Origin of the sequence: Olsenella sp. kh2p3, from assembly GCA_900119625.1 — a bacterium.
Classification (GTDB): Bacteria; Actinomycetota; Coriobacteriia; order Coriobacteriales; family Atopobiaceae; genus Tractidigestivibacter.
This window is the reverse complement of record FPKD01000001.1, coordinates 240,884-262,694: the sequence shown is the minus strand read 5'-3', so window position 1 is coordinate 262,694 and position 21,811 is coordinate 240,884. Positions and strand designations below refer to the sequence as shown.

Sequence of the window (21,811 nt, the reverse complement as noted above, 5' to 3'; positions counted from 1 at the left end):
AAGCGCTCAACGAACCTATACCTACTGCAATGCTCGAGTCGGGATTGTGCAAGATGAGGGCGCTTGTGGATTGGAGCTCATGGCCGAGTGGCTTCCTGAGGCTCTGGGAACGCCTGAGGTACCCGTCAGCTTTGTTCCCATGGGCGATACGTACCAATACGTAGGACGATAGCGGCCGGGTATATCCCCTCTGCAATGCCGCCGGTGCTATTGTTGCATGCGGCTAACACCCCATACCCACTAGGCACCAGGAGGCACCACGATATGTCCATGTCAGCTACGCTCGCCCTTCAGATTGTTGTCATGTTCATGCTCGTGGGCGTTGGCTTCGCGATGTTTCGCGCGGGCAAGATCACCATGGAGGGCAACCGCACCATCGGCAACATCCTCGTGTACCTCTCGCTGCCCTGCGTCATCGTGAAGGGCCTCATGGTCGAACGGACCGCCGAGAACGCGATTGGACTTGCGATTTCTGCCGTTGCAGGGTTGCTGGCGCTTGTCGTATCCGCGATCGTCGCGCGCCTTATCCTGAAGAAGGACGCCATCGGGAACTTTGCCGCGACCTTCTCGAACCCCAGCTTCTTTGGCATTCCGCTGGTGATTTCCATCCTGGGTCAGGGGCCGGTGTTCTACATGACCGGTTTCATCGCGTTCATGAACCTTGGCCAGTGGACGTACGGGGTGTCGCTGCTTACGGGCGAGAAGGGGCGCGTCTCTGTGCGCGGGCTGGTTACCTCGCCATTCTTTGTGGCGATGCTCATCGGCCTTGCACTCTTTGTGTTTCAGCCCCCGCTGCCCGGGGTCGTGACGAGCTGCCTGGACTACGTGTCTGCGCTCAACACGCCGCTGGCCATGTTTGCCACCGGGGTCTACCTCGCGCAATCGCATCTCTCCGACGCAATTCACCGCGTGGGGCTCTACAAGGTTGTCCTTGCGCGTCTTGTTGTCTCGCCTGTGGTCTCCGTCTTGCTTCTCAGCCTTCTGCCTGCGGAGTTTCTTGACCTCAAGCTTGCCGTTCTCATTGCCCAGGCGTGCCCCGTTGGTCTGAACGTGGCGGTCTACGCACAGCTCCACGACGCCGACTACGTGTATGCCGTGGAGACGATCGTGGCATCGGTGCTGTTCTCGTTGGTCTCGATTCCGCTGGTGGTGGGCCTAGCCCAGATGGTGTGGTAGCGGTTGCTGCCTGGCGGCGGATTCAGCGAACTGCGGGGATGGGCCCCGTGGTGCTGGGGTGACGCCGCAGCGAGGGTTGCGTACGCACCTGCTGCGAGAACTGGCCTTGTGGCGCCAGATTGACGCCACAGCGAAGGTTACGTATGTACTTGCTGCTAAAACTCGCCCTCTGGGGCCGATTTGACGCCACAGCGGGGTTTTCCGCGGCTTTCTCTGCTAAAACTTGTCCTGTGGTGCCGTCCCGTCCCCCCCACGCCGTCCCGCCCCCCGCGCCGCCACGGCGCCCGCCGGCACCCCCAGCAATCGTGCAGAGCTTACGCCCGTTTCGCTCCGTCCTCCTCGCCAGCGCCGCATCGTGCTACCATGCCCCCTAGGCAATGACGGAGAGGTTTGGTCGTCGCGTCGCCAGCGGACAAGAGATGGGGCTCACCGGCTGAGAGGTCCCTCCAAGGCTGACGCCCAGAGTTCACTCCACCAGCCGCAACCTCAAAGCGGGCCGCACGGCCAGCGAGTAGGGAAGCCGTAGGCCCCACGGCACGGGGCGCAACGAGTGGGCGCGCGCGAGAGAAAACGCGTACGTCAATCAAGGTGGTACCGCGGAGACATCCGTCCTTGGGCAGCATTGGCCCGGGACGGTTTTTTATTGGCTTTGGAAAGGATTGCACTATGGCGATGTCCGATGACCTCAAGTCCATTGAGGCGCAGGTAGAGGAGGGACTTAAGCGCGCCGAGACCATGGAGGCCCTGGAGGCCCTGCGCGTCTCCATGCTCGGCCGCAAGGGCAGGCTCACGGCCCTCATGCACATGATGGGCCAGGTCCCGCCCGAGGAGCGCCGCGCCATGGGGCAGATGGCCAACACCGTGCGCGCCAAGGTAGAGGCTGGCATCACGGCCCGCCGCGAGGAGCTGGCAACTGAGCTCCTGGAGCGCCGCATGGCCGCCGATGCCGTGGACGTCACGCTTCCCGGCCGCACGCTCTCGCCGGGCACGCAGCACCTCATCAACCAGATTCGCGAGGAAATCGAGGACATCTTCTGCGGCCTGGGCTACACCGTCGAGGATGGCCCCTACGTCGAGACCACCTACTACAACTTCACCGCGCTCAATGCGCCGGAGGACCACCCCAGCCGTTCCGCGCGCGACACCTTCTACGTGGTGGACAACGCCCCCGAGGGCAAGGAGACCCACGTCCAGGGCGAGTCCGACATCCTGCTGCGCACCCAGACCTCGGGCGTCCAGGTGCACACCATGGAGACCCACGAGCCTCCCATCTACATGATCTGCCCCGGCACCGTCTTTCGCCCGGACACCGCCGACGCCAACCACCTGCCGCAGTTCACGCAGGTAGAGGGCCTTGTCGTTGACGAGGGCATCACCTTTGGCGACCTCAAGGGCACGCTCGACTACTTCACCCGCGAGATCTTTGGCAAGGATCGCGCCACCCGCTACCGCCCGCACTTCTTCCCGTTCACTGAGCCCAGCTGCGAGGTCGACGTCTCCTGCGGCGTGTGCCACGGCAAGGGCTGCCGCTTCTGCAAGAACACCGGATGGCTCGAGATCCTGGGCTGCGGCATGGTCGACCCCAACGTCTTCCGCTACTGCGGCATCGACCCCGAGAAGTACACCGGCTTCGCCTTTGGCATTGGCGTCGAGCGCGTGGCCGCGCTCCGCTACGACCTGCCCGACCTGCGCATGCTCATGACCGGTGACATGCGCTTCCTGAACCAGTTCTAGGCCGTACCAGGGCAGCGAGGAACGCCCGGGCGAGAAGCCCGCGGCAGGACGAGAAGAACCAGGGCGGCCGCACCAAGCCCGCCCAGAAGGGATTGCAGATACCATGCGCGTTTCGTATGAGTGGCTCAAGGACATGGTGGATGTGCCCGAAGACCCCAAGGACCTGGTCAACGAGTACATCCGCACCGGCACCGAGGTCGAGGGCGTCGAGCGCGTTGGCGCCGACCTCGACCACGTCTACACCGCCCAGGTGGTGAGCAAGAAGCCGCATCCGGATTCCGACCACATGTGGCTCTGCCGGGTCTCCGTTGGCGACAAGAACGTCGACGAGAACGGCAACCCCGTGCCGCTGCAGATTGTGTGCGGCGCCCAGAACTTCAACGAGGGCGATCACATTGTGACCGCCATGATCGGCGCCGTGCTCCCCGGCGACGTGAAGATCAAGAAGTCCAAGCTTCGCGGGGTGGAGTCCTACGGCATGAACTGCTCCGAGCGCGAGCTTGGCCTGGGCAACGATCACGACGGCATCATCATCCTGCCGCCCGACGCTCCCGTGGGTATGCTCTACACGGACTACCTGGGCAGCTCCGACACCGTGATCGACTGCGAGATCACCCCCAACCGCCCCGACTGCCTCTCTATGGTGGGCATGGCGGTTGAGACCTCCGCCGTTCTCGACGAGGGCACCCACATCACGCTCCCCTCGATCAAGGAGGAGAAGGGCCCGGACGCCCACGACCTGGTGGACGTGCAGATTGACGACGCGGAGCTCTGCCCGCGCTACACGGCCCGCGTGGTGCGCAACGTGAAGATTGGCCCCAGCCCCGAGTGGCTCGCGCGTCGCGTGATTGCCGCCGGCTCCAGGCCCATCAACAACGTGGTGGACGTCACCAACTACGTGATGTACCTCACCGGCCAGCCGCTCCACGCCTTCGACCTGGGCAAGCTCCAGAAGCGTGAGGATGGCAAGCGCCACGTGGTGGTGCGCGCCGCGCGTGACGGCGAGCTTCTCACCACCCTGGACGAGAAGGAGCGCACGCTCACGCCCGACATGTGCGTCATCACCGACGGCGGCGAGACGCCCATCGCCCTTGCCGGCGTCATGGGCGGCCTCAACTCCGAGATCGACGAGACCACGACCGATGTCCTGCTCGAGAGCGCGACCTTCTCGGCCGGCCACATCTCCCGCACGAGCCGTAACCTTGACCTCATGAGCGAGGCCTCCATTCGCTACGAGCGCCAGGTCGACGGCGCCGGCTGCGCGGACGTCTCCAACATCGCCGCGGCGCTCTTTGAGGAGTGCTGCTCGGCCGAGGTCTGCCCGGGCATCGTGGACGTCTATCCCGGCCCCGTGCCCGCGCCCGTGATCACCATGCGTCCCGCCCGCGTGCGCGCGCTCGCCGGCGCGGACATCCCGGACGACTTCATGGTCGCGCGCCTCAAGCGCCTTGGCTGCAAGGTCGAGCCTGCAGAGAACGGCGCCTATACGGTGACCGCGCCCACCAACCGCCCCGACCTCACCCGCGAGGTCGACCTCATCGAGGAGGTCGTGCGCCTGTGGGGCGAGGGCGACATCACGCCCACGCTTCCCGCCGCGCGCAACCATGCCGGTGGCCTGACCGTTGACCAGCAGCGCATTCGCAAGATTGGTCGCACGCTGCGCGCCTGCGGCCTCTCCGAGACCACCACGTACTGCTTTGCCGACGCCAGCGACCTCTCCAAGCTCGGCATGAGCGAGGAAGGCCGCGGCATCCCCGTCAAGATCATCAACCCGCTCGTGGCCGACCAGGCCGAGATGCGCCGCTCGATCCTGCCCGGGCTTCTCCGCTCGGTGGCATACAACCTCGACCACGGCGTGGACGCGGTGGCGCTCTACGAGATTGGCCGCGTCTTCTTTGGCCACGAGAACAAGAGCCAGCCCGACGAGCCCAGCTTTGTGTGCGGCGTGCTCTCCGGCCACCGCGACGACGAGTGGTGCCAGAAGTTTGAGGACTACGACTTCTTTGACGCCAAGGGCGTGGTGGAGCAGCTCCTCTCGGCGCTTCGCGTGACCAAGGTGCGCTTCAAGGTGGCGGACCCCCAGACCTACGGCTGGCTGCAGCCCGGCCGCGCGGCCGAGGTCTACGGCAACAAGGGCGAGCTCATGGGCTGGGTTGGCAACATCCACCCCAAGGCGCTCAAGGCATTTGGCGTCGACGCTCCCGTGGTTGCCTTCGAGCTCTCGGTGGAGTCGCTCCTGCGCCTGGCTCACCGCGAGCTGCCCTACGTCGACGTGCCCACGCTCCCTGGCGTGGACGTTGACCTGGCCATCGTTGTCGATGAGTCCGTTACCTGCGAGCAGCTCGAGCAGCGCATCAAGAGCGCCGGCGGCAAGCTCCTCTCGGACGTGCGCCTCTTTGACGTCTACCGCGACCCCGTGCGCGTTGGCCTGGGCAAGAAGTCGATGGCCTTCTCGCTCACCTATCGCTCTGCCGACCATACGCTGACCTCCGAGGAGGTGGACCGCGCCCACAAGAAGCTCGTGGACAAGGTCTGCCGCGCCACCGGCGGAGAGGTCCGCGGCTAGCGGGCTGTCCGCTCGCCGCAAGGACGCACGCACGTGCCTAGCTGGAACATACATACCGCCCACGTCGAGCGGCTCCTTCGCGAGGAGGGGGCCGCTCGGCTGGGCGTGCGCGATGTGAACGCCTTCCTGTTTGGCAACTTTCTGCCCGACATCTATGTGGGCTACATGGTGCCGGTGCCCGTCGCGCACCTGCGCGACTACCGCGAGACGCACTTTGCCGACGGAGGTGCCATTCCTTCGCCAAACTACCAGGCGTTCTGGGATCGCTTTGTTGTGGGTTGCGACGCGGAGGACGGCGGCTCCCTGCATGACCTGGTGCTGGGCGCGTGGGCGCACCTTGTGTGCGACTCTGTGTACAACACGCGCACGCGGGCGTACATCGCCTCTATTGGCGTGAAGGCTGGTGACGTCACCCGCAAGCGCAAGCAGCTCGACTTTGCGCTCTTTGGTAGAACCTTTGATATATCGCTGCGCCCGTGCGTGACGCCTGAGCTCATTGCCGCCTGTGCCGCGTACCCGCAGTACCCCGTGATCGAGGCGGACGTGCGCGAGGCTGTTGCCGTGGCGGGGCGCATTGTGGACGAGAACCACGAAGGCCTCATTCGAAGCGTCCCCACCTACGACCTGCTCACGCCGGAGTTCTTCTCGGCGGCGTCTGAGGAGGCCAACGAGACGATTGTGGCCGGGCTTCTCGGACAGGTCTCGTAACGCGGGGCTTCTGCTTGCCCCTCTGCCTGCGGCGTTACGTGTTACGTTGCCAATCTTGCACCCGTTGTTACTCGTGGTTCACCGTTCCGCAACCCGTGGAGACCACCATAGGAAAGGAACGGCTGGGTCCCCCCGAACACCCGGCCGTCTCTCCCGTCCCTCGGTCTTCGAGGGACCCCTTCCCGGTGGCCGCGGCCCTAGACCGCGGCCATTCGCATGAGACAAAGGGAGTTTCCCTTTGTCTCATCTGTATCGGTGGCCGGTTAGCCAAGGCGTTCCTCAGGATTCTCCGAGGCTTTTCCGCGGTCTTCTCTTCGGGTTTCTCCGAGGTTCCCTCAAGGCTCTCTCCAAGGCTCCTCAGTTATTGAACGTTATTTCTCGCCAGAATCACATTTGGCCAGTTGAGCGTGAAGAATATCCGGAAAAACGCGCAATAATCTCGGCTCAATCCAGATTTCGGCTGGATGCCGACGTTGACTGGATACAGTTCTCGGCTGGATGCCGACGTTGGCTGGATGCCGCAACAAGGGATTCGCAACCAGCCCTTGCCCCAACTTCGACCAACAGAGAAACCTGCGGCTTAATTGCAGTGCCGGCGAGAGCTGCAAGCCATCTACCTGCGGTTCTTCTCGGGAGCTTCCACGCGAGACTGCTATTAAGTTGCAGGTTTGCAGAAGGAAGGGGGCGAGAAACCTCTGAGGTCAAGCAGCCCTGGCGGCTACTCACTTCTCGCACACCCCGTACAAATCCGTTCACGTTTGCACAACGTTTATCGCGTATGGTTAAGTGGCTGGCACGGCGCCCCCTGGACGCCGTCCGCACGGGCGTCTCGCCCACGACGAGAGGAGCAATGATGAGCTGGTACGAGCCATCCTTTGTCTATCAGGTCTATCCGCTGGGACTGTGCGGCGCGCCGCACGAGAACGACGGGGTCACTGTGCCCCGCCTGCGCAAGCTCGTCGATGACGGCTGGGTCGACCACATGAAGCGCCTTGGGGCCACCTGCCTCATGCTCAACCCCGTCTTTCAGAGCCTCACACACGGGTATGACACCACGGACTACACGACCGTTGACTGCCGCCTGGGCACCAACGACGACCTGCGCTTTGTTGTGGACGCGTGCCACAAGGCGGGCATCCGCGTGCTTCTCGACGGCGTCTTTAACCACGTTGGTCGCGAGTTCTTTGCCTTCCGCGACGTGCGCGAGAAGGGTCAGCAGAGCCGCTACGCCGGCTGGTTCAACATCGACTGGAACGGCAACAGCGAGTTCAACGACGGCTTTGGCTACGAGACCTGGGCGGGCGTCTCCATGCTCGTGAAGCTCAACCACGGCAACTTCGAGCTCAACGACTACCTGGCCGACGTCATCCGCGGCTGGGTGCGCGACTTTGACATTGACGGCCTGCGATTGGACGTGGCCTACTGCCTTGACCGTGGCTACCTGGGCTACCTGCGCCAGATTGCCGACGGCATCTCGCAGGAGCGTGGCGAGAAGTTCGTGCTGGTTGGCGAGACCATGTTTGGCGACTACAACCAGTGGATGGGCGACGGCCTGTGTGACTCGGTGACCAACTACGAGGCCTACAAGGGCCTCTGGTCGAGCTTCAACAGCGCGAACATGCACGAGGTGGCCTACGCGCTGGAGCGCCAGAGCGGCTCTCAGCCCTGGGACCTCTACACGGGCAAGCACCTGCTCGACTTTGTCGACAACCACGACGTGCCACGCATTGCGACCAAGTTGGACGACAAGCGCCAGCTCAAGCCGCTCTACGGGCTGCTGTTTGCCATGTGCGGCGTGCCCTGCGTCTACTACGGCAGTGAGTGGGGTATCGAGGGCGAGCAGCACTACGGCGACTACGAGCTGCGCCCCGCGCTCGACGCGCCGGAGTGGAACGACCTCACGGACTGGGTGGCCACGCTGGCGCACGCGCGCGAGAAGAGCGACGCCATTGTCTGTGGCGACTACCACGAGCTGCAGTGCCAGCCGCAGCAGCTGGTCTTCCAGCGCTGTCACGGCGACGAGCGGGTCATTGTGGCGATAAACGCGTCGGCCGAGCCTGCCGTGGCGCACTTCGATGCGGGATGCGGCCGCGCCGTGGACCTCATCACCGGCGAGCCGCACGACTTTGGCGGCGGCTCCGATCTGGCGCCCTTCTCGGCGTACTGGTGGCTCTGCGAGCGCTAGCGGCTGCCGACGCCCCGTCCCTCTCGCGCCCAAAGAAAAAACCGCCCCGGGCGAGAAGCCCGAGGCGGCATGCGGCCTGCGAGAAAACAAAGCCCAAACCCTACTGGACCTGCGCCACCATGGCCATGTTGGTGCTGGTGGTGTAGTCACCCTGGCGCGGGGAGGTCTGCGGGTCGCCGGCGGTGATAACCACGATGTCGCCGGACTTCACGAGCTCGTTCTCCTTGGCAACCGTGAGGGCGTTGTAGAGCGTGTTGGAAAGCGAGCCCTGCTCGGTCGTCTTGAAGCCATAGACGCCCCAGTAGAAGCAGGTGCGACGGATGGCCTCCTCGCTCGGGCTCATGGCGTAGAGCGGGATGCGGGGACGGAAGTTGGACACGATGCGTGCGGTGCGGCCGGAGTGCGTGGGGCACAGGATGCACGTAGCGTCAACGCGGTCGGCCATCTCGACGGCGGCAAAGCCCGTCGCGCCGTTCACGTTGCGAACGCCGCCGCGGTCGTGGTAGACCTTGCGCTCCTCGAGGTAGCGCTCGGTCTCCTTGGCAACCTCGGCCATGGTGCGCACAGCCGCCACGGGGTACTTGCCGGCAGCGGTCTCGCCCGAGAGCATGACGCAGTCGGTGCCGTCATAGATGGCGTTGGCGACGTCGGTGACCTCTGCGCGCGTGGGGCGCGGGTTGCGAATCATCGAGTCGAGCATCTGCGTAGCGGTGATGACCGGCTTGTACGCGTTGTTGCACTTGCGGATGATGGTCTTCTGGATGTGGGGCACCTCAGCCGCAGGAACCTCAACGCCCAGGTCGCCGCGGGCAACCATGATGCCGTCGGAGGCCTCGAGAATCTCGTCGAAGTTCTTGACGCCCAGGGCGCTCTCGATCTTGGGGAAGATCTGGACGTGCGGTGCGCCCATCTCGACGCAGATCTCGCGAATCTGCTTGACGGCGGCGCCGTCGCGGATGAAGGACGCAGCGATGGCGTCAATGCCCAGCTCGCAGCCAAACATGATGTCCGCACGGTCCTGGTCGGTGACGGAGGGCAGGCCAATGTTCACGTTGGGAACGTTGACGCCCTTCTTCTCGCCAATCTCACCGCCGTTGGTGACCACGCAGTGGATGTCGGAGCCCTCCACGTGATCGACCTCAAGGCCGACAAGGCCATCGTCGATGAGGATGATGGAGCCCTTCTCGACCTCGTTGGGGAGGTTGAGGTAGTCGAGGGAGATGTGGCCGGCGTTGCCGTGGAAGTCCTCGCTGGTGGGCTGGGCGGTAACCACGATGGCGTCGCCAGTGTTGACGGTGACCTTCTTGCCATCCTCGAGAAGACCGGTGCGAACCTCGGGGCCCTTGGTGTCGAGCATGATTGCCACGGGGATGCTGAGCTCGGCCGAGATGCGGCGGACGCGCTCGATCATCTGACGGTGGTAGTCATGGCTGCCGTGAGAGAAGTTGAAGCGGGCGACGTTCATGCCGTTCTCGATGAGCGCGCGCAGGACGTCGTCGCTCTCGGTGGCGGGGCCCATGGTGCACACGATCTTGGTCTTCTTGCTAAATGCCATTTTTCTCCTTTTGCCTGTCCTCTTCGGTGCGATGTCTCTATGGTTAGCAGACAACGCTCCTGGGCACGAAGTCCGTGCCGTGAGCGAATGCCTGCGCGTTGTCGAGCGTCACGCGGGCAATCTCGCCAAGGGCCTCCTTGGTGAAGAACGCCTGGTGAGAAGTCATGACTACGTTGGGGAAGGAGCAGAAGCGCGCGGTGATGGAGCTGCCGAGAATCTCGTCCTCGCGGTCCTGGTAGACGTTGGCGTTCTCCTCCTCGTAGACGTCGAGGCCTGCGGCGCCAATCTTGCCGGCGCGGATGCCGCGGATGAGCGCGTTGGAGTCGACCAGGGCGCCACGGGCGGTGTTCACAAAGATGACGCCATCCTTCATCTTGGAGATGGAGTCGTCGTTGATCATGTGGTAGCTCTCCTCGTTGAGGAAGGCGTGCAGCGAGATGAGGTCGGCGCGGCTGTAGAGCGAGTCGTAGTCCACCTTGCCGTCCTTGATGTCGACGTACTCGTCAACCACATGCTCCTCGTCGATGAGCTTCTGGTTGGGGTAGAGGTCGGCGCCGATGACGTACATGCCAAAGCCCTTGCAGATGCGGCAGAGGGCAGCGCCAATGCGGCCGGTGCCAATGATGCCGGCGGTCTTGCCGTGCAGGGTCACGCCAACAAGGCCGGTGAGGTCGAAGTTGTTCTCGCGGACGCGGATGTAGCCCTTGTGGATGCGGCGGTTGGCGCAGAGGGCGAGGCCCATGGCGTGCTCGGCGATGGCCTCAGGCGAATAGGCGGGGACACGGGTGACCTTCATGCCAAGGTCCTTGGCAACCTCGACGTTCACGGCGTCAAAGCCGGCGCAGCGCATGAGGACGAGCTTCACGCCAAAGCCGGAGAGGATCTCGAGGGTCATGGCGCCGCAGTCCGCGTTCACGAAGGCGCAGACCGCATCATACCCGCGGGCAAGGGGTGCGGTCATGGGGGTGAGGTTGGTCTCGGTGAAGTCGATCTTGACGTCCGGGTAGTCCTTGAGCTCCTTGGTGAAAGAATCCTTGTCATAGCTGGCGGTACCATAGAACAGAATCTTCATCGTTGCCCTTTCCTCGAGACCCTGTGGAATCAATCTCGCACGCGTTCACGTGCTGACTTAGCGAAAGTTTACCGCATGGGACAAGTGCCGTGGGGCATACCCGCATAAGTCCTTACGAATGAGATACGAGAGAGGGCTCTCACGAGAAATGGTCGCTTCGTCCATAAAGGACTGTTTCGCCTCTCATCGGGTAAAATGGACCAGTATCAACCATGCGTCCGGCATGGCAGCCTTGGTGAGCCCTTGCCCCTCCTGGGGAATTATGATCGGGCATCAATCTGCTGGGCGCCCGTGACCCCAGGAGGAGAATTGAAGGAGTACCTGCAGGAGTCTGCGCAAGTCATCAAGGATGTTGCATCAGACGACACCTACGGCCTCGCCGCAGATGAGGCGGCTGCACGCCTCGAGAAGAACGGTCCCAACAAGCTCAAGGAAGCTAAGAAGGACCCGCTCTGGAAGCGCTTCTTTGCCCAGATGGCAGACCCGATGATCATCATGCTCATCGTGGCTGCGGTCATCTCGGCCCTTACAAGCATGGCTCAGGGCGAGGCGGACTTCGCCGACGTGATCATCATCTGCTTCGTGGTTGTGGTGAACGCGGTTCTCGGCGTGGTGCAGGAGTCCAAGGCCGAGGAGGCCCTGGCTGCGCTCCAGGAGATGTCTGCCGCACAGAGCAAGGTCGTGCGTGGCGGCAAGGTGGTTACCGTGCCGTCCTCGGAGCTTGTCGTTGGCGACCTCGTGATCCTTGAGGCCGGCGACTCCGTCCCCGCCGACTGCCGCATCATCGAGAGCGCGTCCATGAAGATCGAGGAGGCCGCTCTCACGGGCGAGTCCGTGCCGGTCAACAAGATCGCCACGGTCCTCGACGTGCTCGAGGAGGGCAAGGATGTCCCTCTCGGCGACCGTAAGAACATGTGCTACATGGGCTCCACCGTGGTATACGGCCGTGGCCGCGCCGTGGTTGTTGCCACGGGCATGGACACCGAGATGGGCAAGATTGCCGACGCCCTCACGCGTGCCGAGGACGAGGAGACGCCGCTCCAGAAGAAGCTCGACGAGCTCTCCAAGATTCTCTCCATCATCTGCATCGTGATCTGCGCCCTGGTCTTTGTGGTCACCTGGCTCAAGCACGGCATGGGCTTCTTCGACAACATGACGCTCGTGCTCAACACGTTCATGGTTGCCGTGTCGCTTGCCGTCGCTGCCATCCCCGAGGGCCTAGCTGCCGTTGTGACCATCGTGCTCTCCATTGGCGTCACCAAGATGAGCGAGCACAACGCCATCATCCGCAAGCTCTCCGCCGTCGAGACCCTGGGCTGCACGCAGGTCATCTGCTCGGACAAGACGGGCACCCTCACCCAGAACAAGATGACCGTCGTGCGCCACTTCACCGAGGACCAGGATCGCCTCGTGCGTTGCATGGCGCTGTGCTCCGACGCCAAGTGGGACTCCGCGCACGAGACCGCCGTGGGCGAGCCCACCGAGGCTGCGCTCGTGGCCGATGCCGCAAAGCTCGGCTTCACCTCGGGTGACCTCGACTCCGCCAACCCCCGCGTGGGCGAGGCGCCCTTCGACTCCGGACGCAAGATGATGTCCGTGGTCAACAAGGCGCCTGACGGCAACTACATCCAGCACACCAAGGGCGGCCCCGACGTCATTCTCGCCCGCTGCACCATGGTCCACACCGCCAACGGCGACGTGCCCATGACCGACGAGTGGCGCCAGCGCATCATGGAGGCCAACAAGGCCATGGCCGACGACGCGCTTCGCGTGATGGCCGCTGCCCGCGTGAACTACGGCAAGACGGCCCCCACGGACTTCTCGCCCGAGGCGCTTGAGCACGACATGACCTTCCTGGGTCTGTGCGGCATGATCGACCCGGTTCGTCCTGAGGTCAAGCAGGCCGTGGCCGAGGCGCACTCCGCCGGCATGCGTGTTGTCATGATCACCGGCGACCACATCGACACCGCCGTGGCCATCGCTAAGGAGCTGGGCATCATCGTCGACCGCTCGCAGGCCATCACCGGCGCCGAGCTTGACCGCATGTCCGACGAGGAGTTCGCGAAGAACATCTCCAAGTACGGCGTGTACGCCCGCGTCCAGCCCGAGCACAAGACCCGCATCGTCGACACCTGGAAGAAGCTGGGCAAGGTCGTTGCCATGACCGGCGACGGCGTGAATGACGCCCCGTCCATCAAGCGCGCCGACATCGGCGTGGGCATGGGCATCACCGGCACCGACGTCACCAAGAACGTTGCCGACATGGTGCTTGCCGACGACAACTTCGCGACCATCATCAACGCCTGCGAAGAGGGCCGTCGCATCTACGACAACATCAGGAAGTCCATCGCCTTCCTGCTCTCGTCCAACCTCGCCGAGGTCATCGCGGTCTTCGTGGCGTCGCTCATTGGCTTTACGATTCTTGAGCCTACGCACCTCCTGTGGCTCAACCTCATCACAGACTGCTTCCCCGCGCTTGCCATGGCCATGGAGGAGGCCGAGCCGGGCATCATGAAGCGCGAGCCCCGCAACGCCGACGACGGCATCTTTGCCAACGGCATGGGCCTCGACTGCCTGATCCAGGGTGCCTTCATTGGCACGCTGACGCTCATCTCGTACTTCATTGGCCTCAACATCGAGGGCGTGCCCCTGTCGTCCGTGCTGTCTGGTGCCGACAAGGGCCTCGACGGCATGACCATGGCCTTCCTCACGCTCTCGATGGTCGAGATGTTCCACTCGTTCAACATGCGCAGCCGTCGTCAGTCCGTCTTCAAGCTGCCCACTCAGAACAAGTGGCTGTGGTTCGCGTTCGCGGGCTCGCTCGTCCTCACCTTTGTGGTCATCGAGACCCCGCTCGCCCAGGCATTCGACTTCGCCGAGATCAACGCGTTCGAGTACGGCATCGCTATGCTGCTCGCCGCAGCTATCATCCCGCTGGTGGAGATCTACAAGGCCATCATGCGTGCGGTCGAGAAGGGCAGGAACTAGTCGTTCATGGGCAAGCGCGCACCAAAGAAGAGTTCCCAGAAGGGTTCGCGCAAGCGTAGTGTCTCGAGTGCCGGCAGGTCCCAGCAGGGCCTGCCGGCCCTTTCTTCTCTCGCGGACCTGCCTCGCTTTTCCGAGCTCACGCCATCCGAGCGCCAGCGGAGCACCTTTGGCGAGGCGGCAGCGCAGGCCGCGCGGGCTCTGGGCTGCAGCGTGGACGAGATGGCGCTTGGCTGCGTGGTGCGGCTGGACCGCGGCTTTCCTGCCGTGGTGACGGCAGATGCGCTCTTCCGCGCGGAGTTCTCGGCGCACCTCACCAAGGGTGGGGACTCGCGCGTGGCCGTAGGCGACTGGGTTCTGGCGCGCGTGCCCGCGGGCCACGACATGGGCCTTATCCTTCAGATCCTGCCGCGCGAGAGCGACATTGCCCGCTGGCGGGGAGGCTCGCGCGGCGAGAGGCAGACCCTTGCCGCAAACGTGAGCGTGGTGCTCGTTGTCCAGCAGCTGGGAGCGGCGCCCATCTCGTGCGAGAGAATCGCGCGCTCTGCCGTGATTGCGCGCGACTGTGGCGCGCGGGTCGCCGTTGTTCTCACCAAGGCGGACCGCGCCCCCAGCGCGGTGCTGGCAGAGGACGTTGCCGCCGTTCGTGACGTCCTAGGCGAGGAGTGCGGGCTGGTCATGACCTCCTCGGCGGATGGCGCGGAGGCCGAGCGTGCCGAGAAAGACGCGGGGGTCCTGGGAGTTGCCTGGGGCCCCGCTGCCGTGCGCTCGCTTGTGCCTGCGGGCACCGTTGCCATTGTGCTGGGCGAGTCTGGCGCGGGAAAGTCCACGCTGCTCAACGCCCTGTTGGGCCACGACGTGCTCGAGACAGGTGCCGTGCGCGGGTCAGATGACGCTGGCCGGCACACGACGGTGGCGCGCCGCATGGTCTCTGTGCCGGGCGGTGGCGTAATCGTGGACGAGCCTGGTTTGAGGAGCCTTCCGATTGTGGGTCACGAGCGTGGCCTTGCGGCTGTGTTTCCCGAGGTGGCGGATGCCGCGCGTGGCTGCCGCTTCTGCGACTGCACGCACACGCACGAGCCGGGATGCCAGGTGCGCGAGCTTCTCTCCGAGGGGCGCATCTCTCAGCGTCGCTACGACGCGTACGTGGCGCTGGCTGCCGAGATGCGCGAGAGCGCGCGGACGCTTGACCCGGATATTGTGCTTTAGCTGGGCGGCTGTACGTGGCGGGCGCCGAGTGACGCAGCGTGCACGCGCAGAACAGCGAATATTTGATATGGACTCTGTCGCGGTGCGCACACAATTCCTACACATTTTAATATATGCCATCTGAGCTGCGCAAATGCGGCTGCGGGGCCGTACCGGGCGCGGTTCTGGCATGCCCAGGCAATAACAGCAAATTGCGATTTCTCATAGCAAAAATCCCGCGATAACAACAAAATGTGACAGCTTCTTGCAAGAGAGGCGCTCGTTCCCAGCAGCTCTTTCTTGGAAGGATGGCGATTCGGGGCTTCTCCCACCGGACAATTTTCTCAGCCAGGAACGGAGGTTGGGAAAGGGGGAGCCCATGTCACGCCGCTTCAAGATCGTGCTTTCTGGGGCGTTTGCGCTGCTTGCCGTTGTGCTGTGCCTGGCATATGGCGAGAGCGTGCGTGCGGAGGAGGAGGCGCGCCGTCAGGAGACGCTCACGCGCTACGGCGGCGAGGTGGTGAGCCTGGTTGTTGCCACATCCCAGTTGGAGGAGGGGCAGGTCATTTCGGCGGGTGACGTTGCCAAGCGAGACTGGGTCTCTGACCTGGTGCCAGAAGGTGCCATTACGAACCTGGACGATGCCATTGGCAAGAAGATCACGGTTGCCGCTGCCTCTGGGACACCGCTCACCCAGCTCAACTTTAGGGAGACGGGCGCCGCTGTCGAGGTGCCGGCAGGAAAGATTGCCGTCTCTGTTCCCATGGCAGACAAGCTTGGCGTGGGCGAGGGTGTGGTAGCGGGTGACAGGCTCGTTGCCTACCGCGTGGCAGATGGCGCAGCAACGGTGCTTGCCAAGGAGGCAACGGTGCTCTCGATGCCCGAGGGGTCGCGCACGCTTGCGTCGGGATTGCAGGTCATGACCGTTGCGCTTGCTCCGGCGGACGTTTCGAGTGTCCTGGCGGCGTCGACCGAGGGGAGCCTTCGGTTTGGCCTTCCCGCAAGCGACGTCGAGGGCGCTGAGGCGGGCGTGCCCGCCGCGCCAACCAAGGTTGACCAGGAGGTGGGCGAGTGATGGGACATGCGTGGAGCGTGCTGTGCCCAAAGGAGGAGCGCGCCGGGATGGTCGAGGCGCTCAGGACGATAGACGGCCTGGCAGAGTGCGAGTTTGCCCAGGATGCCAGCGAACTGCGGGAACGCATGGCAGAGTGCGCCAGCGGCGAGCGGTCCGCCCTTATCGGCCTCTCCAAGAGCGGTGTCTCGGACGTCAACCTTGCGGCCGCCATTGCGTCCGACGGCCATGCCGAGAAGGTCGTGCTTGCGCTGAGGTCACCCTCTGGGTCGCTGAGGTCTCGCGCTGCGAGGGCGGGCATCGACCTTGTCGTTGACCTGGACGGCGTGTCCCCTGCGCCGTCTGCGGAGATGGACGCCGCGCCGGTTCCGGAGCCCCTGCAGAACAGCGATGGGGGTCGCACCTCGGCTGCTCCGGGGCCGGCGCTGGCGCCCGAGGGGGCCCGCGCGCCCATTCTTACGTTCTGCTCGGGAAGAGGCGGCGTTGGCAAGACGTCCGTCGTGGCGTGCGCTGCGGTTGCCGCAGCCTCGTGGGGCATGCGAGTAGAGGTGGTTGACCTGGACCTCTCCTGTGGGAACCTCTACGCGATGCTTGGCCTTGCGCGCGGGACGGACCTCTCGCGCCTCTCGGCGGAAGACCTGGGGGACGCAGAGCACCTGGGGAGGCTTGGTGCTCCGTGCGGCGAGCGCATCCGCGTGTGGGGGCCATGCGAGCGTCCGGAAACCTCCGAGCTTGTCTCGGGGATTGTGTCTGTACTGCTTGGCGCCCTTGCGCTTGATGCCGATCTGGTGCTTGTCGATACGTCTCCCACATTCTCTGAGGCGGTGGCGCTTGCCGTTCGCCAGAGCGACCGCGTGGTTCTCGTACATGACAGCCGGCCCGGATCACTGGCAGCGCTTGCCCGCACGAGCGGACTTGCCGTGCGGCTGGGCGTTGCGCGCACGCGCATTGCCCGGTTGGAGAACCGCGTGGACGTGCGGGACAGGACAGACCCGGCGCTGGGCAGGGCAGAGGTGGGGCTCGAGGCTGCGCGTGCGTTCACGGCGCTCGATGGCGGGGACGAGGTTTCTGACTACCTGGGATATGGAGATGCGGCAGGCCTATTGGAGGTTGGCTCGCCGTTTGCGGAGTCTGTTGCCGCCTGCCTGGCACAGCTCCTCCGGGAGCTTGGGTCGCTCCCAGAGGCCGAGCCTGCACAGCGCGCTGCCCAGGGGCTTGCCCCGCGGCGCAGGGGCCTTTTCCGGCGCAGGAGGGAGGCGGTCTAGGTGTCTGTACTCGAGATGGTCCGCGAGGAGGAAGCGCGGAGAGGGACTGCCACAACGGAGGGACGCGACCTTCGCCAGCAGCGGCTGAGCCTCAAGAACGCCCTGGTGGAGCGGTTGGGGCTTGCGACCATTGCCTCGATGCTCTCTGCGGGCGATGCCACCCAGGCGCGCTCGGCACTTGCCGTGACGTGCAACGCAATCATAAACACTGGGGGCTACGAGGGCCTTTCGCGCGAGGACGTGGCGCGTCTCGTGCGCCAGGTGACGGACGAGATCTGCGGTCTTGGCCCCATCCAGCCACTTCTCGAGGACGAGGATGTCTCTGAGATTATGATCAACGGCTGCGATGCGCTCTTCTATGAGCGTGGGGGCGAGGTCTTCTCGGCACCAGCGGTGTTTGACTCACCCGAGCAGATCATGATCGTGATCGACCGAATTCTGGCACCCCTTGGGCGAAGGCTCGACAGGAGCTGCCCCATTGTGAACGCGCGCCTTGCCAACGGCGACCGCGTGAACGCCGTGGCGGACCCGGTTGCCATAGGCGGGCCGGTGGTCACCATCAGGCGATTCTCCAACCGCATCACGTCGCTGGGCACGCTGGTCGAGCTGGGCTCGCTGCCTGAATGGTACGCGCAGCTGCTGCGCTGGGCTGTGAGGACGCGAAAGGGGATAGCAGTAGCCGGAGGCACCGGGTCGGGCAAGACCACGCTCCTCAACGCGCTCTCGTGCGAGATTGACCCCGGCGAAAGGATTGTGACCATAGAGGACTCCGCCGAGCTGCGCTTTGATGCGCATCCGGACGTGGTGAGCCTTGAGGCAAGGGGCGCCTCGATTGAGGGGTCCGGCGAGGTCACGATTCGCGACCTGGTCAAGAACTCGCTGCGCATGCGGCCGGACCGCATTGTGGTGGGGGAGGTTCGCGGCGAGGAGTGCATCGACATGCTGGCCGCAATGACGACCGGACACGACGGCTCGATGACCACGCTGCACGCGGGCACCGCCGAGGAGGCCGTGCTTCGCCTGGTGCTCATGGCGCGCTTTGGGATGGACCTGCCCGCCGACATCATCGAGGAGCAGATTGCCTCGGCGCTCGACCTCATCGTGATGTCGCGGCGTGCGCCGGATGGGTCGCGTTACATCACTACGACGCATGAGGTTGGGTGGTCGAGAGGGGCAAAGTCGGTGGACCTCGTCGAGTGCGTATCGTTCGACGTGGCAGAGCGCTCCTGGAAGCTCGTTCGCGAGCCGGCGTTTGTGGCACAGGCGGTGTGCGACGGGATTCTCGACGAAGGCGAGGTGGAACGATGGAGGTCTTCCTTCCGCTGATGGCTGCCGCCTGCGCGTTTTCGGCCGTGCGGATACTCATCGCAAGCGGCGAGCGTGGCGCCAAGACCCTGGCGTCTCGAACGCTCCGTGCATGCGAGCGCTGGGCAGGTAGACGTCTCGAGTCCCTGGGGCGAAGTGACATGGTGGCTGCGCTTCTCGAAGGCGAGGACTGGAGACAGGCGTCGGACGCCCTTGCCGCGCTTCCCCATGAGGGCAGGCCGGGCTTGAGAAGGGAGTCAGCGTGCGCTGCGCTGCTTGCCGCTGGGGTGGGGATTGCCTGCGTGGGAGGCCTGCTCTTCCTCTCGCTTGTCTCGGCGCTCGTTCTTGCCTGTCTGGAGAGGATTGCCCTAGCTGCATGGCGCTCTTCGCGTGACCGGCGTCGTGTGCGCGATATTTCGCAGGAGATGCCTGGCGTGTTCCGGACGCTCTCCGTGGCGCTTGGCGCTGGCCAGACACTGGCCCAGGCTATCGAGTACGTGGGGTCGCACGGCCACGGGCCGGTCTCTGCGGGCTTTGCATCTGCCTCGCTGGGGCTTCGCTGTGGCGTATCGACAGAGGACGCGCTTGAGTCGCTCTCACGCACGCTCGACGCGCCAGGGATGGGACTTCTCACCACGGCGCTCGTGATCTCGCATCGCACGGGAAGCCCGCTGCGTGACCTGCTCGCCCGGTCTGCCGCGCTCGTCGAGCGGCAGGGAGAGTTCGAGCGCGAGCTTGAGGTGAAGACAGCTCAGGTGCGTCTCTCTGCCCGTATCGTGTGCAGCCTGCCGTTTCTCATGGTGGCGCTTCTCGCCGTCATCTCGCCCGACTTTCAGCGGGGTCTGCTCTCGCCCGTTGGGCTTGGCTCCGTTGCCGTGGCGGCCGCGCTCGACGCGTTTGCGGTCCTTGTCATCAGGCGCCTCATGAGGGCGGTGCTCTGATGGCCGGTATCGCACTCATTGCGGCAAGCGCGTCCAGCGCGGTCCTGGCGGGGCTGCTGGTGGTGAGCGGGAGTGGTGGCCACGTCCAGGGCGCGGCATTGGGCGCGGGCATCGAAAGATGCGCGGCCAGCGTGCGAGAGGCGATCCGGGGCATCCCCGCCGTACGCCAGGCGAGGGAGCGAGAACGTCTTGCGCGCAGGAGGTCTGCCTGCCTGCGCGAGATGCCCACGCTGATCGACGTCCTCACGTTGGGACTCTCCGCAGGCCTCTCGTTTGATGCGTCGCTCTCGCTCTACTGTGACCGCTATCAGACGGAGCTCTCGCAGGCGTTCTCGGAGGCCATGCTCAGCTGGAGGATGGGCGTCACAAGCAGGGAGGGGACGCTCGAGGCGATGGCCTGCGAGCTGGGGGTTGACGCGTTGGCGCGCTTTGCCACGGTCGTGGGAGAGTCGCTCGACTTTGGCTCGCCGCTCGCGTCTGCGCTGGAGGTGCAGGCGAAGGCCATCCGCGACGAGCAGCGGGCGCAGGTGGAGGAGGAGATCGAGAAGGCGCCGGTCAAGATGCTCGTCCCCTTGGGCGTCCTGGTTGTGCCTGCCATGCTTCTCGCGATTCTGGGGCCGCTGCTTGCCTCGGCGGCCTCGTTTGGAAGGTAGACGGCGGTGCGAAGGAAAGGAGCGTCACATGGCATGGGAAAGCATGGGTCGAGAGGTTCGCAGGGTGGCCGTAGGCACCCTCCGCGACAATCGCGGGCAGGGCACCACGGAGTACGCGATTCTCGTTGGGGTTCTGGTGGTGATTGCCATCGTGGCCATCCTGGCATTCCGCGAGCGGGTCTCTCAGCTGTGGAGCGCCATAGCGAACGGCATCAACTCGCTGTGAGAAAAAGACGCGCTGTCCTTGTCGCTGCGGTGGTTGCCTGCGCGCTTGCAGCGGGCGTGGTGGTGCTTTCCGGCCGCGGGCAGACGGGCGGACCGTCGCCTGCGACTGGAACGGGTGCAACTGGCGAGGAGCGCTTGGGCACAAGCCCTGGCGAGGCAATTGGGGGCGAGCTCGTCTCCTTATCCGGGGATGCCGCCGCGAGCGAGGCGGATATCGGATTGGCCGCTGCTGCCAACGGTGTGCAAGAGGCGGCAACCGAGCTTGTGTGCCAGTACGAGCAGCGAGGCGACTGCGTGCTCGTGAGGTCTGGGTACCTCGACCTCTCGGGCCGGGTCTGGAGCATGGTTGTGGAGGGATCGGGATGGGTCGACGTGTGCATAGTCCAAAGCGCAGGCAGCGGGACGAGCGAGACCAAGGTCATGCACATGGACGCCGCAGAGTGGGGGGAGTCCCTGGGCGAGCTTGGCCTTGGTGGCTAGCCGGGGACTCTGGGCAGTCCACGCTTGAGTACGCGCTGGTGCTGGTGGCGTTTCTCTCCATGGTCGCTGCCCTGGGGCTGGCGTGGCATGTGGCGCGTGACGGGACCCTCGTGCGCATGGCAACGAATGCGGCAACGCACCAGGCCTCTGGCGGGACGCTTGCCTGGCTCCAGGATCTTCTGGGGTTCTGAGATGGGTCGCAGGCGGTGGTGGGTAGGCCACATGGGCGAGGAGGGACAGGCAACGGTCGAGGCTGCCGTGCTCATTCCCACGGTGATGGTCGTGCTCGCGCTTCTCCTCCAACCGGCGATGCTCCTCTACACGCGTGCGGTCATGAGCGGGGCGGCTGCCGAGGGGGCCCGGCTCGCCACGACCGCAACGTACGACGAGGTGGTGTCTCTTGTCGACTCCTACGTGAGACGGAGGCTCAGGGCGGTGCCGGACGTTGCCTGCTTCCACGAGGGAGGGGCCGACGCTTGGAACGTTTCCGTCGAGCAGGACGGGAATCGCGTACGCGTCTGCGTTGTGGGCCATGCCCGGCCGTTACCGCTGATGGGGGTGACGGCGGGGCTGGTTGGACAGATGGATGGCGAGGGCGTGCTCCTATCGGCCAAGGTCGAGCGCAGCACGCGGGCCGAGTGGGTTGGGGGTGACTACGGTGATTGGATTGCAGCGTGGGGCTAAGGAGGCCGTACCCGGAA

At 64.7% G+C, this 21,811-nt stretch carries 18 protein-coding genes; 16 read left to right on the top strand and 2 right to left on the bottom strand.

Annotated features, from left to right (window positions below; genetic code table 11):
• The first annotated feature begins 264 nt into the window (after positions 1-264).
• The 5 genes from BT122_RS01155 (at position 265) to BT122_RS01135 (ending at position 8,369) form a co-directional block, all read left to right on the top strand.
• Entirely contained in the window at positions 265-1,176 is a 912-nt protein-coding gene (locus BT122_RS01155) for an AEC family transporter (RefSeq protein WP_072354248.1), read from the top strand.
• A 666-nt stretch (positions 1,177-1,842) separates the two neighbouring features.
• Entirely contained in the window at positions 1,843-2,910 is a 1,068-nt protein-coding gene (gene pheS / locus BT122_RS01150; RefSeq protein WP_072354247.1) for a phenylalanine--tRNA ligase subunit alpha, read from the top strand.
• Positions 2,911-3,013: 103 nt separating this feature from the next.
• Entirely contained in the window at positions 3,014-5,476 is a 2,463-nt protein-coding gene (pheT, locus tag BT122_RS01145) for a phenylalanine--tRNA ligase subunit beta (protein ID WP_072354246.1), read from the top strand.
• Between the two features lie 33 nt (positions 5,477-5,509).
• Positions 5,510-6,184, top strand: a complete 675-nt coding sequence (locus BT122_RS01140; protein WP_072354245.1) for a hypothetical protein — start codon at positions 5,510-5,512, stop codon at positions 6,182-6,184.
• Between the two features lie 850 nt (positions 6,185-7,034).
• Positions 7,035-8,369 carry an alpha-amylase family glycosyl hydrolase gene (locus BT122_RS01135; protein WP_286130278.1) on the top strand — a complete coding sequence of 445 codons (1,335 nt, stop codon included), beginning with the start codon at positions 7,035-7,037 and terminating at the stop codon, positions 8,367-8,369.
• 100 nt (positions 8,370-8,469) lie between these two features.
• On the opposite strand, the gene pyk is transcribed toward BT122_RS01135, so the two are convergent.
• Both pyk and BT122_RS01125 read right to left on the bottom strand, forming a co-directional pair.
• Positions 8,470-9,924, bottom strand: coding sequence for a pyruvate kinase (gene pyk / locus BT122_RS01130; protein WP_072354244.1), 1,455 nt, complete (start codon positions 9,922-9,924; stop codon positions 8,470-8,472).
• 43 nt (positions 9,925-9,967) lie between these two features.
• Positions 9,968-10,996: a 2-hydroxyacid dehydrogenase gene (locus BT122_RS01125; protein ID WP_072354243.1), complete on the bottom strand. Its 1,029-nt coding sequence runs from the start codon at positions 10,994-10,996 to the stop codon at positions 9,968-9,970.
• Between the two features lie 309 nt (positions 10,997-11,305).
• Between BT122_RS01125 and BT122_RS01120 the strand changes: the two genes are divergently transcribed.
• From BT122_RS01120 to BT122_RS01070, 11 genes are all read left to right on the top strand, one after another.
• On the top strand, positions 11,306-13,984 hold the full coding sequence (locus BT122_RS01120; RefSeq protein ID WP_072354242.1) for a cation-translocating P-type ATPase: 2,679 nt from the start codon (positions 11,306-11,308) through the stop codon (positions 13,982-13,984).
• A 6-nt stretch (positions 13,985-13,990) separates the two neighbouring features.
• Positions 13,991-15,190 (top strand): ribosome small subunit-dependent GTPase A, encoded by a 1,200-nt coding sequence (rsgA, locus tag BT122_RS01115; protein ID WP_072354241.1) that lies wholly within the window; start codon positions 13,991-13,993, stop codon positions 15,188-15,190.
• A 358-nt stretch (positions 15,191-15,548) separates the two neighbouring features.
• Entirely contained in the window at positions 15,549-16,244 is a 696-nt protein-coding gene (locus BT122_RS01110) for an SAF domain-containing protein (RefSeq protein WP_072354240.1), read from the top strand.
• A complete protein-coding gene (locus BT122_RS01105; protein ID WP_072354239.1) occupies positions 16,244-17,506 on the top strand; it encodes a P-loop NTPase in 1,263 nt (420 codons plus the stop codon). The genes BT122_RS01110 and BT122_RS01105 overlap by 1 nt, the downstream gene beginning before the upstream one ends.
• Positions 17,507-18,832, top strand: coding sequence for a TadA family conjugal transfer-associated ATPase (locus BT122_RS01100; RefSeq protein ID WP_059053401.1), 1,326 nt, complete (start codon positions 17,507-17,509; stop codon positions 18,830-18,832).
• Positions 18,811-19,752 (top strand): type II secretion system F family protein, encoded by a 942-nt coding sequence (locus tag BT122_RS01095; protein ID WP_072354238.1) that lies wholly within the window; start codon positions 18,811-18,813, stop codon positions 19,750-19,752. Before BT122_RS01100 ends, BT122_RS01095 begins: the two co-directional genes overlap by 22 nt.
• The gene (locus BT122_RS01090) at positions 19,752-20,405 is read left to right on the top strand and encodes a type II secretion system F family protein (protein ID WP_072354237.1); all 654 of its coding nucleotides are present in this window, start codon (positions 19,752-19,754) and stop codon (positions 20,403-20,405) included. The genes BT122_RS01095 and BT122_RS01090 overlap by 1 nt, the downstream gene beginning before the upstream one ends.
• 43 nt (positions 20,406-20,448) lie before the next feature.
• A complete protein-coding gene (locus tag BT122_RS01085; RefSeq protein ID WP_032111403.1) occupies positions 20,449-20,631 on the top strand; it encodes a Flp family type IVb pilin in 183 nt (60 codons plus the stop codon).
• Positions 20,628-21,110: a hypothetical protein gene (locus BT122_RS01080; RefSeq protein ID WP_143189937.1), complete on the top strand. Its 483-nt coding sequence runs from the start codon at positions 20,628-20,630 to the stop codon at positions 21,108-21,110. The genes BT122_RS01085 and BT122_RS01080 overlap by 4 nt, the downstream gene beginning before the upstream one ends.
• Positions 21,111-21,148: 38 nt before the next feature.
• On the top strand, positions 21,149-21,301 hold the full coding sequence (locus BT122_RS01075) for a hypothetical protein (protein ID WP_286130277.1): 153 nt from the start codon (positions 21,149-21,151) through the stop codon (positions 21,299-21,301).
• Between the two features lie 31 nt (positions 21,302-21,332).
• Positions 21,333-21,794: a TadE family protein gene (locus tag BT122_RS01070; RefSeq protein ID WP_177242174.1), complete on the top strand. Its 462-nt coding sequence runs from the start codon at positions 21,333-21,335 to the stop codon at positions 21,792-21,794.
• Positions 21,795-21,811: the final 17 nt, after the last annotated feature.